This is a genomic window from Fulvitalea axinellae, assembly GCF_036492835.1.
Classification (GTDB): Bacteria; Bacteroidota; Bacteroidia; order Cytophagales; family Cyclobacteriaceae; genus Fulvitalea; species Fulvitalea axinellae.
The window spans coordinates 65,227-83,180 of the sequence record NZ_AP025316.1 but is presented as its reverse complement, the minus strand read 5'-3'; the positions used below and the strand labels follow the sequence as shown (position 1 = coordinate 83,180).

Genomic DNA, 17,954 nt, shown 5'->3' with positions numbered 1-17,954 from the left:
CCTTTGTTTGAGAATGTTACGAGGATTGTTATTGTTTCTTTTTCACAGTGCGACAGATAAAGGAGGAGGAGCCTAGCCCTTAGGTTGTTTACGGTATCCGCCGGGAGTAATTCCCATGGTTTTTTTGAAAATCCTCGAAAAATAAAACGGATCGGGATATCCGACGGCCATGGCTATTTCCTTGATTTTCTTGTCGGTATGGTCCAGTAGCTGGCAAGCTTTCTGAATACGCAGATTTGCCAGATAATCCATCGGCGAGCGTCCTGTTTTTTTGCGAAAAACCAAAGAAAAATGCGAGCTGGACAGGCCCGAAAGGTGAGCCAAATCATCCAAAGAGACGCTTTCGGGCAAGACTTCTTTCATATGGCGAATCACCTTATCGGTCATGTTCTCTCCATTATCGGCTTGGGCCTTCTGAAATTGGCTGGAGTAGCGGTATGAGGCCAAAAAGTGTTGAAGGCAAATATTGGCGTAATTGAGATTGTCAAGGCTATAACCCATCTCCAGATTACGGAATACTTCTTCAAAAAGGCGTAAGCGTTCGTCCGTTCCCATAGTGGCGACGGGAGGCGCCGGCAAAACCCTACCTGACCTTTGGCCGAAATGATGGGCCAAATCTCCTGTAAAGTGTACCCAATAGATGGTCCAAGGCCGGTGTTCGGATGCACCGTAGGCATGCGCTTCCCCTCTTGGCACTATAAAATATTGCCCTGAGGAAATTTGAGACCGAACTCCATTTACCGAAAACCACCCCTCGCCATGCACACAATGGATCAGGATGTACTGCCCGCAACCTTTTTCACGAATTCTGTAATGAAACTTCGCTCTGGGATAATACCCGATATCTGTTAAATATATGCTTCTGGTCAAAGGATTGTCCTGTAACTCTTCTATCACAGAGTCAGGCAGTATGATAGCTCTTTGGCCTTCGAAGCCTTCACGTTTCATCATAACGATGATTATTAGTGACCTTTTCCTTTTTTTAATATAAAAAGCCCTCAGGTAGCCTCATGGGCATTTGTTGAGAAGCATAAAGGTAGAGAAAAAAGATTAGGAGACATTATTGTTTGAAAAACGGCTTGATAAGCGATGATCCGTTTTCAGGGACTTGAATTTCTTTTTTGCCTTTAATGCTTTGCAATAAGATTGTCCATGTATTTCGATAAATCGGCTATGTTTCGTTTTCATGGAAAGCTTGTACTTTGAAAAACGGAAAACGAATGAGCTTGAGGTTGTGGTAGGATCCTTAGGCCAGACATTTCAAAAGGACGCAGGGGTGTCCTTCCTGTTTTATTTTTTAAGTGTTTTTGAGATGATTGACTATAGAAAATGTATACGGGTATTTTGGTTAGTGACGGTGTATCTGTTTGTTACAGGTTTTCCGGCTATGGCCCAAGACACTATTAACCTTTCGGGAGATTGGCAAGTCCAGCTGGAAAAGCCTGTTTTGGATACAGCGTCGTCTTATAAACTGTCGGGGGAGATAAATCTACCGGGCTCGTTGGCCGAAAATGGATACGGAATCAGGACAGAGGGTTCGGATTATGGCGTTTTAACCCCTGAATTTAAATATATCGGTAAGGTGCGGTATAGCCGGGAGATCGAAATACCGGAAACGTGGGCCGATAAGTCTGTGGAGATCTTTTTGGAGCGGGTTCTTTGGGAATCCGTCGTGGCGGTTGACGGAAAGGAATTAAGCAGACAAGACGCTCTGGGAACGCCCCATATCCATAGATTAGGGAAATTGTCGCCGGGCAAGCACAGGCTTAGCGTTATGGTTGATAATGGCTTGATCCACAATATCGGTGATAAGGGCCACGCTTATGGCGAATACACGCAGAGTATTTGGAACGGCATTGTCGGGCGGATGGAGATGAAGGCTTATGACCCGATCCGGATTCTTTCTCTGAAAATTTCGTCAAGTATTTCCAAGGATGAACTGAAGCTTAAAACCGAAGTGTTAGCGGGACAAAGAGGGAAAGGACTTTTCCGATACAAAATCGCGTCTGTCAAAACCGGTAGAATAGCGCTAAGAGGCAGGAAAAGAATCTCGACAAAGGGAGACACGGCGGATTTTGAGCTTTCTATTCCCCTTAAGGGGCGACTGAAAAAATGGAGCGAATTTACCCCCGAAGTTTATGAGCTGACCGCTGAATTGGAATCGGGCGGATATTCTGACAGCTACAGTACCGAATTCGGTCATAGGGAAATCAGTCACGACGGCACAAAGGTAACGGTGAACGGTCAGCCGGTTTTCCTTCGGGGCAATCTCGATTGTGTTCATTTTCCTTTGACCGGTTACGCTTCTTGTGAGCTGGATGATTGGGAACGCATTTTTAAGATTTATAAATCGCATGGGCTGAACCATGTCCGTTTTCATTCTTGGTGTCCGCCGGAGGCCGCTTTTAAGGCTGCGAACAGAGTGGGGATCTACATTCAGGCCGAAGCGTCGATATGGATCGATTGGTGGATGTCGGTGGACATGAAAGCGAAAGGCCGTCCCGAGATGGATACGAAAGGACACCCGAAAGGCTTGGGCTATGACAAAACCAGAGACAGATTTGTTATAGCCGAAATGAATCGGATAGTGAATGCCTATGGCAACCATCCCTCTTTCGCCATGTTCTGCATCGGGAATGAATTGGGAAATTCTAACTTCGAAGTGATGGGCGAATGGGTGGACAGGCTCAAAAAGAAGTATCCTGGAAGGCTTTACGCATTGTCCACCGCCAGAACGATTACCGAAGTTGATGACTATAACGCTACGCATTACATACAAGGCATTGGCCGGACAAGGGGGCTGAACGGCCCGCATACTGACTGGGATTTTGATTCGGTATATTCGAAGATGAATATTCCGATCATCGCGCACGAGATCGGTCAGTGGCCAGTGTATCCACGGTGGTCGGAAATAGGGAAATATACGGGTGTGTTAAAAGCCAGAAACTTCGAGTCATTTCGGGAACAGGCGAGAAAAAACGGAGTGGAAGACCAAGACGAGGATTTTGCCAAGGCCTCGGGAGCGCTTAACCAAATTATGTATAAATACGAGACGGAATCGTTCCTAAGAACGCCGAGTTGCGCCGGTGTTCAGCTCTTGAGTATGCAGGACTATCAGGGGCAGGGCGAGGCTTTGATCGGTTGGCTCGACGCTTTTTGGGACAGTAAGGGAATCATAAAGCCGGAGAATTTTCGGGAACATTTCGATACGGCCGTACCCTTACTGAGAATGAAAAAATTCGTTTGGGAAAACGACGAGATTTTCCGGGCGAAAGCGCAGTTGTCTTATCATGGCGATGGAAGTTTACGTAATGAATGCGCTTGGCGGATTCAGGACGGCAAAGGCGCTTTGGTCGCTAAAGGAACGTTTGGCACAAAGACGTTTGCTCCGGGCACGGTAACGGATCTGGGTGATATTTCAGTGCCGTTGAAGAAGATTGAACAAGCCGAAAAATTGACCGTAAGCCTTAAGCTTGAAGGAACACGATTCCAAAACCAGTGGGATATTTGGGTTTATCCTCATACACTTCCGGCTACGGAAACAAATAAAATACATGTTACCGATCGTTTGGACACGAAGGCGCTAGAAGTATTGCGAGCGGGCGGAAATGTACTGCTGGACGCTCACAGATTAGGTGATGAGGCAAATTCGGTCAAGGCGCAATTTTATCCTTTGTACTGGTCACTGACTTTTTTCCCGGGCCAAGGAAAAACGAATATAGGATTGCTGTTGCGGGATCACCATCCAGCCTTTTCGGATTTCCCCACATCGTTTCACAGCGATTGGCAATGGGAGATGATTAGCGAATCCGCAAAGGGGTTTTTCCTCAATCACCTTCCCGCTGATTATAAACCTATCGCCCAGCCGGTTGATGATTTTCATCGGAACAATAAAATCGGATCCATCTTCGAGCTCGCCGTAGGCAAAGGGAAATTACTGGTCAGCGGATATGATATCGGAGCTTTCAATCCTGTGTCGCGCCAATTGAAGTATAGTCTTTTGCGTTATATGCGTTCGCCGAAGTTTTCGCCGAGCCGACGAATGGACGTGGCGGAACTCAAACGGATGTTTCCTGATCCTGATCTACCGGAAAGCCCCGAACTGGCCGAGCGATTCAAGAACGCCTTGCTGTACGTGAACGCGGGCGGAAACCTTGCTGTGGAGAAAAAGAACCTGTCTTGGGATAGAAAACGGGATGCGGTGACGATAGGTGCGCCTGATTCTTATTTGCCAGAAGTTGAGGGACTTTGGAAAGAAGGAATCAAAACCGCTTGGCACGGAAAAGACATAAGCCTCAGGATTAATTGTCCCGAAGGGATGTTGGGAAGTTTGTATGTCCATTTTCAGGATTGGAACAACGTTTCCCGGACGGGTTCCCTGACTTTTGAAGGTAGAAAAAGGACCCTTGGCAAACATTCCGGCAAAGGCCGTTGGGTCAAATTCCACGTGATGCGGGAGGATAGTAACGACGGAAAACTGATTCTTAAAACCAAATCCGAAACAGGTCCGAACCTGATGATAACCCGTGTGGTGTTGGTGAAGGAGTAGAACGGCCTTTTATATTTATTTCATACTAATGCGATAATTTTTATGAGCAATTTAAATCACAAACAAATCATCCTGATACTGCTTGCGTGCTTTGGCCTAAGCTCGTCGGCTTTTTCGCAATTCAAAACCGAAAATGTTGTTCTTGTTACCCTTGACGGCCTCCGTTGGCAGGAATTGTTCGAAGGTGCCGAGGCTGAGTTGATCAATGACAAAAAATATGTAAAGCATATTGACGAGACTAAAAAATCGTATTGGCGTGACAGCCCCACGGAACGACGCAAAATCCTGATGCCGTTTTTCTGGTCTACGATAGCGCAAAAGGGACAGTTGTACGGCAACCGGACAAAAGGCTCGAATGTGGACTGCGTAAACACGATGAGGATTTCCTTTCCCGGATATAGCGAGATCCTTTCGGGAAAAGCAGACGATAAACGAATATACAGCAACAAGAAGATTAATAACCCGAACGAAACTATTATCGGATTGGCTAACCGTAGCAAAAAGCTGAGCGGAAAAGTAGCGGCGTTCGGGTCGTGGGACGCGTTTCCGTATATTATTAACGAAGAGAGGGCTGGACTTTATGTCAACGCCGGTTTTCGTAAAGCCAAGGGTAAGACAACCAAGGTAGAACATTGCCTAAACGGAATGATCGATCAGATTCCGGGTATCACGGGAGACACAAGATTTGATGCCTTGACTCACGGTTTTGCCATGGAGACTTTGAAAAAAGACAAGCCCAGATTCCTTTATGTCGCATACGGGGAGACTGATAATTACGGACACGCCGGTAATTACGAGGCATATCTCAATGCCGCCCATCAAACGGACGCTAATATCAAGGAGCTTTGGAATTATGTCCAAAATCACCCGAAATACAGGGGGAAAACGACTTTGATTATTACCACCGATCATGGCCGAGGACTTCAAAGCGAATGGACTAGCCATGGACATTCTATCCCGAAGTCTGGCGAGATTTGGATAGCGGCAATCGGTCCGGATACCCAAGCGCTTGGCGAGATCACAACGGGACAGTATTACCAAGACCAAGTGGCCCAGACTATAGCCACATTGCTTGGATTGGATCTTAGGGCGACAGATAATGCCGTAGGAAAAGAAATCCAGACGATTTTAAAATAAAACAAGTAAGGTGATCAACCCTATTTTTTAAGTTCCCCTTTTCCTTTTTTGGAAAAGGGGTTTACAGCAGATTAGGACTTATTCCTGTGAGTAGGGTTGCTCGTCGGGTACGGTAACGTCCTTGTAAGTCGAAGAGGCGACTATAAAGTATCCGATGGCGCCACCTGAGATATTGGTTGGAGCTGATGCGGGCGCGGGGGATATGATTCCGCCGTCGTTATCGAATTGGTTGACCAAGGATTCGTAAAATGCGAAGGCCCCTTCGGTAATAGAGCTCATATATACCCTAACGGTGTTGCCGGGGCTTCCGGGATAGAAATTTTTTCCGTCCGGCGATTGGCCGTCGTTCACGGCAAGATTGTTTACTCTTTCAGGCAGGAATCTGTCCGAAAGGATGGAATATTCCCAAATGCGGTTACTGCCTTGTTCGTCTACTCTTCCGTCGGCGTATTTGCTAAGCGAGTACATCGCGAAGCGGAAAAAATCTTTGGTCTTGGGGTTGTCAAATGAGATATAAGGTACGTATTGGTCGCTTTTTCCTGGTATTTCGCTTTGTCTTCTGCGTATTTCAATGGCATCGATTACGGGAACCGCAGGCATAGTTTCGGAAGCGGTGTATACTTTGTCCCCGTCAATTACTTTTAGCGTGTATCTTTTTCCTTTTTCCCCATGGAAATCCTCATTGACATAATAGCCTTCGAATTTTCCTGAGTATTGTTCCGTTTGTGGGGCGAACACGTGTACGTTTCCCTCTTCGTCCGTAATGCTTACCGTTGCTCCGCTTACTGGTGTTTGTTTGTCGTTGCCACTGCCGTCGTAAGTAGTTTCACCCAAATCCGGGGCTAATTTGGTTATTCTGACCTTTTGCGGTTGGGCAAGATCAGTAAGTTGGGCTTCGATTACCGTTTTGGAATCGGATTCGTCTATTTCGAATTCAAACTCTTCGGTGCAGGCGCCGAAAATAATCAGGGCCGGCAGGTATAATATATAGCTGAGATATTTCATGTCGGGGCTTTTTTGATGAATTGTCAAATCGTTACTCGGTAGGAAACAGTCGGAACAAAACTGAATAGGTAGACCTTTTGCGGGCGTTGTACGTTGAGGTCGTAGAGGTCCTGTTTTACAAATACGCTGAAAACGTTTTTGCGCCCATAGGCATTGTAAAGCCCGAAGTTCCATTCGGATCTGATGCCTCTTTTCCCGGCGGGTTTCTTATAGGTAAACAAGAAGTCCAGGCGGTGGAAGGCTGGCAGACGATACCCGTTGCGTTCGCTGTATTGGATAAACGAGGCTCCGTGATAGGTGTATCTGCCCACGGGAACGGTAACTGGCGCTCCTGTGGCGTACGCGAAGTTCGACGAGAATGACCAATGCTCGCCCAGTTGGTAAGTCAAGTTCGCTTTAAGGTTGTGGAGACGATCGTAACGGGCCGGGTAGGGGTTGCCGTTATTGACGCCCTCGATTTCCCTTTCGGCTTTCGACAGGGTGTAAGATATCCAAGCCTGTAATTTGCCGTAACGTTTTTGGGCCAAAATCTCTAAACCGTAACCAAGGGCGTCTCCGGCCAGAATCTCATTCTCGATATTTTCGTTCAGAAAGAAATCCGCATTGTCCTTGAAATCGATTACGTTCCGCATTCTTTTATAATAAGCCTGAATCTCTATCAGATAAGGGCAATCCTTAAAAGCGTGCCTGTATCCGGCCGTAATTTGGTCGGCGGTTTGGGGCTTGGTTCTGTCCGTTGAGGTGATCCAGACATCGGTGGGCATACCCAAAGACGAATTCGATATCAGGTGCATATACTGCGTGTTTCGTCCGTAGGAGAACAGCAGGCTTCTGTTTTTGTCAAAATCATAATTCAGAGCCAAACGCGGTTCGGGATAAACGTAGCTGGTTTTGTTTCCCTCCATATTTTTCATTCCCGAGACACGTAATCCGTAGCGTAGGCGGAGTTTGTCTGTCAATTCCCATTGGTCTTCGGCGTAAACGGCCCAAGTGTTGGCTCGGCTCTTCGGGAGTTTTACGGAAATGGTGTTCGAAGTCTCGGTACGGGGATCAATATTCCCGGGGTCAAAATCCAGATATTCCAGCTCGGCTCCGAATTTCACGTTATGTTTGGGGCTCGCTGCCCAGTCGAAGTCGGCTTTGGCTTTGTACTCGCTTAGTCCGGCGGACCATTCGTAATAACGGCTGTCGTCACGGACGAAATACGAATAGCTGTATCGGCTATGGATAAGGCTGTAGTTTGCGAATAGTTTGTCGTTGATCACATTGTTCCAACGAAAGGTCAGTGCGCGGTTGCCCCATTCCATGTTCAGATCGTCGTCAAGGGCACGGTAATAGAAGCGGTCGTGACCGGTGTAGGCCGAAAGGTAAAGGTGGTTCCTGTCGTTGAGCCGGTGATTGATTTTTGCGTTCAAATCATAGAAATCCACTTCGTTTCCACTGTCGAATTGATCGGAAAGCTCACTGAAACCCAGCCCGTCACCAATGGAGGACGCCAAATTGGCGATTTGCCCTGCGTAACTGTATCGGCCCGTAACCAGAAACGAGGTGCGATCATCGCCGATGGGGCCTTCCAGGGCCAACCGGCTTGAGAGCAGGCCTACGGTAAGGTCGGCCCCGTACTTTTCGCGATTACCCTCACGCATCCGTACATCGATGACGGAGGATAGTCGCCCGCCGAAACGGGCCGGAATATAGCCCTTGTAAAAGTCGGCGCTATTGACCGCGTCCGTATTAATGACCGAATAGAGGCCCAGAGTGTGCGACGGGTTGTAAATCGAAGCCTCGTCAAGCAAGATAAGGTTTTGGTCGAAAGACCCGCCCCGTACGGAAATATTGGTGGTTCCCTCGTGTGCGCTGCTGACGCCGGGTAGTTGCTGGATACTTTGCAGAATGTCCGGGTCGCCTGTTACCGTGGGAATTTGCTTGATGCTGGCGGTGGTCATTTTTATGGCGTGACCGTCTTCGGTGTCCAATATTTTTCCTTCCCTTTCGGCTTCCACTTTTATCAGATCAAGGGACTGATGAGAAGGCTTTAGGGAAAAATCCAGAACGGTATTGGCTTGTATGTCGATTTTTTTGTCTAAAATCTCATAGCCGATATAACGTATCCGCAAAGTATATTGACCGGTGGGAAGCGAAAGGGCGTAGTGTCCGTAATTGTTGCTAGTGGCTCCTGTGCCCAATTCCTTGACAAAGATCGTGGCGCCGATGAGGGCTTCGCCCGTAGCGGTGTCTTTTACTTTGCCCCTAAGTATTACCTTGCCTTGGTGGATTCTCCGTTTCTTCCCTTTTTTATTTTCCGGCAAAAGCATCAGGGTATTTCCTTCCGCCCGATAACTTATGCCTTGTTTACTGTCCAGTGCGTCGAGGACTTCCTTTAGCGTCGGCGTGCCGGAATCGAAGCTGAAACTTCCGGTTCCTTGTAGCGCCTCTTTGCTATACGCTACGGTTATGCCCTGTTTGCGCAACCCTTCCGTCAGTTCCACAAAAGTCACTTTCTGTTTCCCTAACGATATTTTTTTCTCCAATTGAAATCCGTTTCCCTGCGCCATCGATTGGCCGAAAGCCAGGCATAGCGTCAGAAACAGAATTAAGATTCTTATAGATCCCATAATTATGATCTCCGGTTAGTCGCTCAAATGTCACGGGGAAAATTCCCCACATCACAGCCTTTCTACATGACATTCCGGACTCGGACCTGTACCGATCACTTTACATAACGGTAGCCCTCTGGGCTTTCTTCCAGATTAGCGCCCAACAGCGCGGCGATAACGGAAAGCACTTCCTCCTTCGGCTTATTATCAAAGCGCGCGTTCAAAGTCCTTTTGTATAACGAAGGATCGGCGCTAAGTCTTATACCGTAGGTTAAGGAAACCGAACGTAATACTTCGGGTAACGGTGTGTCTTCGAACACGAGCTTTTTGCTCATCCACGACAAGGCGTTTGGGTCCATCGACTCGTTGACCGCCAGATTGTTGCTGTTGCGGTTGAAGACAGCCTCTTGCCCTTTGGGCAGTTTTGCGTATAAGCCTTTTTCAGGAGCAAATCCCACAAGCCCTTCCGTCACTTGGACGTTTATCAGGCTATCGCCAGAGTAGGCGGTTACGTTGAACTTCGTTCCCAATACTTCCACTTTGGCCTCGTTGGCCGTAATGCGAAACGGTTTTTCGGTGTCCCTTTGCACTTCGAAATATGCCTCGCCTTCCACCCTGACTTCCCTTTTGTCATCGCTCCCTCGATATGCGATTTTGGAATGATAATTCAGGGAAACTCTGGATTGGTCAGGCAAAACGATTTCTTTTTGCATGTCCGTAGCCACGTATTCGGTCCAGCTTGTCCGTTCCCAATACTGGTAAGCGCCGAACCCGGCGACCAAGGCAACGCAGGCCGCCACGGCCCATCGCCAAGGGAACAGGTTCCTTTGTTTGGCTCCATTGAGTTTCCCGGACACTTCCGCCCAAGCCCCGTCGACGTCTACGGTACGGGCGGACTTCTCGGTTCCCAAAGCGTTCCAAAAGCTTTCGAAGCGTTTCAGGAATTCCCTGTTCTCCTCGTCTTCTTCCAACCAGCGTGTCACCATCTCCCGCTCCGAGCTGTCGGAAACGTTCCGCACATAGCGGAGCAAAATTTCGGTGTCAAACGGTAATTTCATCAGAAGTCATGTTTAAAGGCTGTTTGGTATTAGGACAAAGGCATTTGGATATACCCTAAACCGGTACCCTGAATTTTTTATTTTTTTATCATTCCCATCAGCAACCACACCATGTACCAGTGTTTGGAGAGATTCTTTTTAATCCACTGAATGGCTTTGCTCATATGATATTCGACGGATTTCACGGAAAGGCCCAGTTCTTTTGCTATTTCTTCGTAAGAGGCGTTGGAGAAACGGCTCATACGGAAAATGATTCCCGTCTTTTCAGGTAATTGCGAGAGGATACTATTGGCCAAAGTTTCCAGATCCGCTAGGTCAAGGTCGCTGGTCTCCAGTTCCGCCGGCTCACGAAATTCCTGGAGTTCTTCGCTCATCATTTGCCTGTATTTGGATTTAAGCCGATTAACCGAAGCGTTCCTTACCGCAACCCTTAGGTACACTCCCCAGCCAGATTTAAGCTCAATGCTGTCCCTGCGTTCCCACACTTTGATAAACACCTCTTGGGTAACGTCCTCGGCCTCGTCGTGGTCGTTCAGAAAGCCAAAGGCGTAAGAAACCAATCCCGCATAATGCGAGCGGAATACGGCTTCGTATTCTTCCAAAGAATTCACACGAATACTCATACTATTATATCGGGGATTAGGTGTTTATTATTTTATAATAGCAAAAATACGGTAATTTTTTAGTTTTTCTCGATTGGTGAGATAAGGCAAGAATGGATAATAATAACGTTTTGAGTATTTACGAAATAATGTTTAATCCCATATTGGGAAATTGGCTCTTGTCATTCTAGTGAATCTAAGAATGACTGGATAACTTCTTGCCGGTTATTTCGGGCCCTTTCAAGAAATTCTTTCGGAGCTCCGGTTTCATTGTCATACGTGCCACCCCAAAGTATGATTTCAACTAATAACGGAATCAACGCTTTTCCTTTTTCCGTAAGACCATATTTCTTCATAGTCTTTATTTTTTCATATTTCTTGCTGAAAATTATCCCTTCGGATTCCAGCATTTTCAGCCTGTCCGACAATACGTTGGTGGCAATTCCTTCCTCGGCGTTGAGAAACTCTTTATAAAAGCATTTTCCCTTCAATGCGATATCCCTTATGATCAATAAGGTCCACTTATCCCCGAAGAAATCCATGGTATAACTGATAGGACAATCCGATCTTTTTTCGATTTTCCTCATACAATACTTGTTTTTAGCAAGCGAATATCTATATTTGATTCACTTGTTTTTAGCAAGCGAATAAGTTGCGCTCTCGTAAGCTCGTAAAGTAGGGCAAAAAATTATTATTAACTCGCCTGTCGTATCGATAAAGATGTTATTGGCAGGCAAAAACGATCAGAAATGGAAAAGACAGCATTGGAAGTGTTTCAATCTTTCGGACAGAAAATGATGTCCGGAAACGATTCGTGGCAGGATTTGATCGCCGACGACATTCAGTTTATCGGGCCTGTGGATCAGCTTAAGGGAAAGAAAGCATTTATTGAATTGAATGAATCTTTTATGCCTACGGTCAGGGAAAACAATTTGAAACAACTGGTGGAAAGCGGTAATTGGGTTATTACGCAAAACGAAATGCGGGTGGCGATGAAAACAGGCAAAACGATTTCGCTGGATATGACTGAGTGGATTGAGGTGGTCGACGGAAAAATTCAATTAATCAAAGTATTCTACGACGCCGAAGAATATAGAAAAGAAATGAATGGATAGGGATATGAAAAAAATACTTTTTGGCACATTGCTTTTTATACTGGTAACGTTTACCACGCAATACATTTCGCATTTCGTCTTAAATGTTGAGCATTATGAGGCGGTTTCGTTTACGAGAAAAGAAGTGATTTTTCCCTTGGGTTTTTTGACTATGATTCTTCAAGGGGCGGTCCTTTCATTTTTCTTTCCCCTATTCTCAAAAGGAAAATATACATTGGTTAAAGGCTTTCTGTTCGGATTGTTAATGAGCGCTTTGTTTGTCAGCTATCCGACATTTACGGAACCGGCCAAATATCAGGTCCCGAATATTGTCTCTTGGGTGATAGTCGAAGGCCTAGTCGGATTGACACAATTCTGTACTTATGGTACACTGTTGTCATTATTGTACAGTCGGCTGAAGTAATGACAGAAATATGATTTTACGTTAAGGTGAGGCTGTTTTAGGAATAAAGCGGCCTCTTTTTGCAGAGTGGACTTTGTAGCTTATCACTTATTGTAGCTAAGTATCAATAAGATTAGTGTCCGATTACAAAACATGACTCACCAACCTTTTGCAAGAACAGGGAAAAACCCCCATTTTTATCAAATGGGTATTTCCACGTATTGATAATGGCTGTGCTGTATATATCTTTGTGCTGTCGGGTTGGCGTACTTGTTACCGATTCCAGAAGGTCGGGGCAAGGGGGCAACGCTGACGCGACATGACTTAGACGTCCTAAACGGGGACGTATGTGACAAAGAAATGAAAACGAAACGGGTCGGTAGCGGGCACAACGGGGCAGATGCTCGGCCGGCTTGGCTTCGTTTTCCTAGCCCTTTCTGTTTATACGGAAAGGGCTTTTTTTTAATGGTATTAGGTATTTGGTCTTAAGTCTTAGGTAGCTGTTTCAGGCTATACCTCATGCCTAATCTCCCCTAAAAACACCTAGTCAACTGATCCAATTTCTTGAGTAAAGTCGGGATGCGGTGTTCGCCGTGCATACGTTTTATATTCTGCGACGTTTGATCCAGATTAGTGCCGATTGCGCTGATATACAATGGGTTTTTGCTTACTCCCCGGAATACTTCCCGCTTGTTTTTTTGATTTCTTACGAAGTTAGTCTTCGCCACCCCAATTACTCCTACAATTCGATCTAGCATTTCGTAAAGATGTCCGCCAAGGCCTATCTTTCCGTCGTCGTCCAGAATGGCGTAACCGTCTACCACTATCAGGTCTTCCGGCAGAAGGTCGATTCGCTTTAAAAGGTTCATAATGCAAGGCAATTCTTTTTTGTAAAAGGCGCCGGGCTCGTAGTCTTCGTCTGATGCGATGGTTTCCGAAAGTGTTACTGAGGCTTCGCTGTCGGTCCAGTGTTTGAAACCGAGGCATACGGTTTTCGCTTTTTTGTCAAAATAATAAGTATCGAAGGCGTAGATCATTTATCTGAAAAAGTATTTGGATGTAAATGTGTGGCAAAGGTAAATCTCTTTTCTGTTTCTGTACACACACTTTCCATTCCTTTTTTTGAAGGGTTACAACATTCCGGATCGTCTTAAAGTTGGAGAAAGATGCCGAACATGGCGTTTTTGGTCAAATTAAGACGATATTTTATGAAAGAGCTATATCAAGACTTATGGCAGACAAAGCGGGGGAGCCATTTCGGGTTGGACCTAAAGGCGTATTTTCTGAAAACCGAAGAGGGCAATGCGCTGATTTATTATACTACCGAGAAAGAGGAGCTGTCTCGGATTCAGGAGATGGGTGGCGTAAAGTATCAGTGCCTTAGCCATCATCATGAAGTAAACGAATTTTTAAATATTTCGAAACGAATCCTCGGGGCCGAACTCTGTTGCCATAGAAACTGCGCACCGTATTTGGAGGGAATAGCTCAGGCCGATACCTTATTTGATAAGGACACGTCTCTTCCCGGAGGGCTTCGCATATTGGAAACGCCGGGCCATACCAACAGCAACGTTTGTTATTTTTATGAATCGCCTTACGGCAAAAACTACCTGTTTTCCGGTGACACGATTTACCTTGACAAAGGTGAATGGAATTATCTCATCATGAATCAAGAAGGCGGAAATCCTGCGGATTTGAAAGAAAGTTTATTGAAGATCAAAGACTTGGATGTAGACGTGATCATGTGCAGTGTGGCCGTCGGGCACAACGATGCGGTGGAAGTATCAAGGGGTGAGTGGCGACAGATTATTGACCGGCTAGTCAATAAACTTGGAGTGTAAGCCCAAATTTTGACATTAGGTATCAGATGCTTAGCCCTAAGTGTAGATTTGGATAAAATATCTAATGCTCTATCTCAATTCAAGTAAAACATCACGCTTATAAGTCCTGTTTTAAAATGAAAATATACAGTTCTTCAAAGCTAGGGGATGGATTACGAAAGAATTGGGGCGGAGGACGCCCGAAAGCTCGAGGCTTCTGAAATGGCCAAACGTTTGGTAACCGATCTTGATAAAGGGTTAACCGGACAAGAGGCCTCTGATAGGGAGAAATTTTACGGAAAGAATACCATAGAAAGCAAATCCACGCCGGCGTGGCTGGAATTTCTGTCCTTTTTCTGGGGACCGATTCCTTGGACTATCGAAGCGGCGGCTATCCTTTCGGCATTGGTGCGGCATTGGTCCGATTTGATAATCATCAGCCTGTTGTTGGTTTTCAATGCCGTAATCGGATTCCTTCAAAGGTCCAAAGCCGAGAAAGCGGTGGACGCTTTACGGGAGAAGCTCGCCCTAAAAGCGTTGGCTCTGCGTGACGGCAAATGGCAGCAGGTCCGTTCGGCAGACTTGGTACCCGGCGATATGGTACGGATACAGGCTGGCAACATTCTCCCTGCTGACGTAAAGCTTGTTGACGGCGATTTTTTGAGCGTGGACCAATCATCCCTGACGGGAGAGTCCATGCTGGTGATGAAGGAGAATGGTGATATCTGTTACAGCGGAGTTGTGGCGAAAAAGGGTAGTATGAAGGGGCTTGTTTACGCCACTGGTCGCGATACTTATTTTGGAAAGACGGCTGAGCTAGTATCAGAGGCTTCAGCCAAATCCCATTTTAATAGAGCCATACTCAGTATCGGCAAGGCTCTGATTTTTATTAGTGTGGCTTTGGCTGTGGTTTTGGTGGCTGTTATGCTTATCAAGGGTAGTTCGTTTCTTACGCTTTTACAGTTTGCGCTTATCCTTGTTGTGGCTTCTATTCCCGCCGCGCTTCCGGCTGTGCTTACCGTTATCATGTCGAGGGGAGCCGTTACTTTAGCCAAGGCCAAAGCGGTGGTTACGCATTTGGAATCGATAGAGGAAATGGCTGGGATGGATGTGCTCTGTTCCGATAAAACCGGGACGCTGACCAGAAACCAACTAAGCTTGAGCGATCCGTATTTGGTGGAAGCCAAAGACGAAGAGGAATTGATGTTGGCCGCCGCCGTAGCCTCCGAGGATGCGACCGAAGACCCAATCGACAAATTGATGGTGGGTGCTGTGAAAGACAAAAAATCCCTTGCTGATTTAAGGCGGAATACGGAGCATTTCCAGCCTTTTGACCCGGTAAATAAACGCTCCGAAGCTTTGGTGGATACGCCTGAGGGAAAAGAGCTTTTCGTAAAAGGGGCTCCGCAAGTGATCGCCGATCTGATGGAGGGTAAGGACGAAGAAGTCAAGCGCGTAAAGGATGAAATCACGGAACTTGCCTCCGGAGGTCTCCGGACGCTGGGCGTAGCCCGGAAGCAGGAAGGTTCTTGGCATTTTCTGGGACTGGTAACCATCACCGACCCTCTCCGAGCCGACGCCCGCAAGACAATCGAAAGCGCCCGGAATATGGGCGTGGGCGTAAAGATGATAACTGGCGACAACGTGGCTATTGCCAGAAAAGTGGGTAAAGAATTGGGGCTTTCCAAAGAAGTGTTCGCCGCTGGAGACGCCTTTAAGGATGTAAAAGCGACGGACAGCGATACGGTGTCCGCGGATCTATCAGGGAAAATTGCTCGGGCGGATATCTTTGCCGAGGTTTTTCCGGAGCATAAATATACCATCGTAAAAGCCTTGCAGGCGCAGGGCCATATTGTAGGCATGACAGGCGATGGGGTAAACGACGCTCCGGCACTAAAACAAGCCGACACCGGCATAGCCGTAAAAGGCGCCACCGACGCGGCCCAAGCCGCCGCCGGCGTAGTGTTGACTTCCGAAGGAATTGGCGTGGTAATACAGACCATAGAGGAAGCCCGCCGGATTTTTGAGAAGATGAACAGCTACGCGATTTATCGGATTACGGAATCTATCCGGATTATGTTCTTTGTGGTTTTCGCCATGGTGGCTTTTGGTTTTTATCCCATTACGGCCGTTATGATTATCCTTTTGGCCTTGCTCAATGATGTTCCCATTATGACTCTGGCCTCCGACAATGTCCGGGTCAGCGCTTCGCCCGTACGGTGGAATACCAAGAAGATCATCCGTATGGCTTGGTTTATCGGGATTTTCGGAGTCTTCGAAACCAGCGGACTCTTATTGCTTGGCCGTAACCAATTTCACCTTGACCAAGCCTCTTTGCAAACGCTTATTTTCTTGAAACTGGCGGTAGCGGGCCATATGACCCTTTTCGTGACGCGCACGAAGGGCCGGTTTTGGAAACGGCCGTATCCCTCGGCGCCTTTGCTTTGGTCGGCTATCGGCACAAAATTGGTCGTAACGCTGATTGCCGGTTTCGGTTTTGGACTTGTCAAGCCCCTTGATTGGTGGTATGTGGGCGCCACTTGGGCCTATTGTTTCTTTTGGATGTTCCCTCTTGACGGTATAAAGTGCTGGCTATATAGAAGGTTCGAGCGTGAAGCCAATCCGAAAAGCTGACACATATCAAATATCGGATATCCGGCTAGGCCGATGGCTACGGATCTTGTCGTTGGTGTGGGTGTTTTTGTCGCCCGGGCTTTTGTATGCCCAACAGGATTTGTTGAAATACTTCCCGGATACCACAATTAGTCAGGTGGACACTACCCGCTGGTCGAATAGAGGGTCGTTTTCGCTTTCGGCCAGCTCCACCGGACTTAGCAATTGGGCCGCGGGCGGTAACAGCTCAATCTCTGTAGTGGGAAATACGGTTTACGGGATGCGGAGGGAATCCTCCAAAACCATTTTTCTCCAACAAATTGACATGGCATACGGCTTGGTTTACTTGGCGTCGACTTCCTTTCCGATTAGAAAAACCAGCGACCATCTTATTAACACGACCAGTTTTGGCTTGAAAGTGAGTCCCAAGCTTAGTTTTGCGTCCTTGTTGGTGTTTCAGACGCAGTTCGATGCCGGTTACAAATATTCCACTGATAATGGAGTGGACAAACGTGAACTGATTTCCGAATTTCTGTCGCCCACATTGGTCAATATTTCTTTGGGGCTTCAGTTTATCAACAAGAAATCATTTGTAACGGTAATTTCCCCGGTGGCGGGCAAGCTCACGATTATCAGCAACGATTCTATCGCTTCTTTGGGTAATTACGGCGTTCCCAAAGGTTCTAATTTTAACGGCCAACTTGGGCCGAATATCTACCTCGACCTTACCAAGGAATTTATGGAAAACGGCAAATTCAAAAGTTCTCTTAACCTTTTTAGCGAATATGAGAAAATCGGGAAGATTGACATCAACTGGACATATATGTTCGAGTTAAAGGTTAACGATTGGTTCTCGGCCAACTTCTCTGGCCAACTGATTTATGACGACGATATCAACGTTACTCGGGACGACGAGACTGTAGGGCCTGCGTTGCAACTCCGCTATGTTTTGGGCTTGGGAATAAAGAAAACGTTCTAATTTTGGCATAAATGATTAGGTGGGAATTATGGCGCTGAAATTTTTTTAAACTTTTTTCAAAATTCGAGGCGATGTCCTGAATTGTTTTCGCTCTTCT

Annotated in this window: 14 protein-coding genes; 7 read left to right on the top strand and 7 right to left on the bottom strand. The window is 46.7% G+C overall.

The window, feature by feature from the left end; all coding sequences use genetic code 11:
- Window positions 1–72: 72 nt before the first annotated feature.
- Entirely contained in the window at window positions 73–951 is an 879-nt protein-coding gene (locus AABK39_RS21180) for an AraC family transcriptional regulator (protein ID WP_338395234.1), read from the bottom strand.
- A 361-nt stretch (window positions 952–1,312) separates the two neighbouring features.
- On the opposite strand from AABK39_RS21180, the gene AABK39_RS21175 reads away from it, so the two are divergent.
- On the top strand, window positions 1,313–4,549 hold the full coding sequence (locus tag AABK39_RS21175) for a glycoside hydrolase family 2 TIM barrel-domain containing protein (RefSeq protein ID WP_338395233.1): 3,237 nt from the start codon (window positions 1,313–1,315) through the stop codon (window positions 4,547–4,549).
- 42 nt (window positions 4,550–4,591) lie between these two features.
- The gene (locus AABK39_RS21170; protein WP_338395232.1) at window positions 4,592–5,686 is read left to right on the top strand and encodes an alkaline phosphatase family protein; all 1,095 of its coding nucleotides are present in this window, start codon (window positions 4,592–4,594) and stop codon (window positions 5,684–5,686) included.
- 78 nt (window positions 5,687–5,764) lie between these two features.
- Here AABK39_RS21170 and AABK39_RS21165 read toward each other — a convergent pair whose 3' ends face one another.
- The 5 genes from AABK39_RS21165 to AABK39_RS21145 form a co-directional block, all read right to left on the bottom strand.
- A complete protein-coding gene (locus AABK39_RS21165; protein ID WP_338395231.1) occupies window positions 5,765–6,691 on the bottom strand; it encodes a DUF4249 domain-containing protein in 927 nt (308 codons plus the stop codon).
- A gap of 23 nt (window positions 6,692–6,714) precedes the next feature.
- Window positions 6,715–9,306, bottom strand: a complete 2,592-nt coding sequence (locus AABK39_RS21160) for a TonB-dependent receptor (protein WP_338395230.1) — start codon at window positions 9,304–9,306, stop codon at window positions 6,715–6,717.
- Between the two features lie 95 nt (window positions 9,307–9,401).
- Window positions 9,402–10,346 (bottom strand): FecR family protein, encoded by a 945-nt coding sequence (locus AABK39_RS21155; protein ID WP_338395229.1) that lies wholly within the window; start codon window positions 10,344–10,346, stop codon window positions 9,402–9,404.
- 77 nt (window positions 10,347–10,423) lie between these two features.
- Entirely contained in the window at window positions 10,424–10,969 is a 546-nt protein-coding gene (locus AABK39_RS21150; protein WP_338395228.1) for an RNA polymerase sigma-70 factor, read from the bottom strand.
- Between the two features lie 161 nt (window positions 10,970–11,130).
- Window positions 11,131–11,535, bottom strand: a complete 405-nt coding sequence (locus AABK39_RS21145; RefSeq protein ID WP_338395227.1) for a winged helix-turn-helix transcriptional regulator — start codon at window positions 11,533–11,535, stop codon at window positions 11,131–11,133.
- Between the two features lie 162 nt (window positions 11,536–11,697).
- Between AABK39_RS21145 and AABK39_RS21140 the strand changes: the two genes are divergently transcribed.
- Both AABK39_RS21140 and AABK39_RS21135 read left to right on the top strand, forming a co-directional pair.
- Entirely contained in the window at window positions 11,698–12,063 is a 366-nt protein-coding gene (locus AABK39_RS21140; protein WP_338395226.1) for a nuclear transport factor 2 family protein, read from the top strand.
- 4 nt (window positions 12,064–12,067) lie between these two features.
- Window positions 12,068–12,466, top strand: coding sequence for a hypothetical protein (locus tag AABK39_RS21135; protein ID WP_338395225.1), 399 nt, complete (start codon window positions 12,068–12,070; stop codon window positions 12,464–12,466).
- A gap of 512 nt (window positions 12,467–12,978) precedes the next feature.
- Here AABK39_RS21135 and AABK39_RS21130 read toward each other — a convergent pair.
- Window positions 12,979–13,482 (bottom strand): endonuclease V, encoded by a 504-nt coding sequence (locus AABK39_RS21130; protein WP_338395224.1) that lies wholly within the window; start codon window positions 13,480–13,482, stop codon window positions 12,979–12,981.
- A 171-nt stretch (window positions 13,483–13,653) separates the two neighbouring features.
- Here AABK39_RS21130 and AABK39_RS21125 point away from each other — a divergent pair, with 171 nt between their 5' ends.
- From AABK39_RS21125 to AABK39_RS21115, 3 genes are all read left to right on the top strand, one after another.
- Window positions 13,654–14,286 (top strand): MBL fold metallo-hydrolase, encoded by a 633-nt coding sequence (locus AABK39_RS21125; protein ID WP_338395223.1) that lies wholly within the window; start codon window positions 13,654–13,656, stop codon window positions 14,284–14,286.
- A 147-nt stretch (window positions 14,287–14,433) separates the two neighbouring features.
- Window positions 14,434–16,899: a plasma-membrane proton-efflux P-type ATPase gene (locus AABK39_RS21120; protein WP_338395222.1), complete on the top strand. Its 2,466-nt coding sequence runs from the start codon at window positions 14,434–14,436 to the stop codon at window positions 16,897–16,899.
- The gene (locus AABK39_RS21115) at window positions 16,877–17,857 is read left to right on the top strand and encodes a DUF3078 domain-containing protein (protein WP_338395221.1); all 981 of its coding nucleotides are present in this window, start codon (window positions 16,877–16,879) and stop codon (window positions 17,855–17,857) included. The genes AABK39_RS21120 and AABK39_RS21115 overlap by 23 nt, the downstream gene beginning before the upstream one ends.
- The last annotated feature ends 97 nt before the right edge of the window (window positions 17,858–17,954 follow it).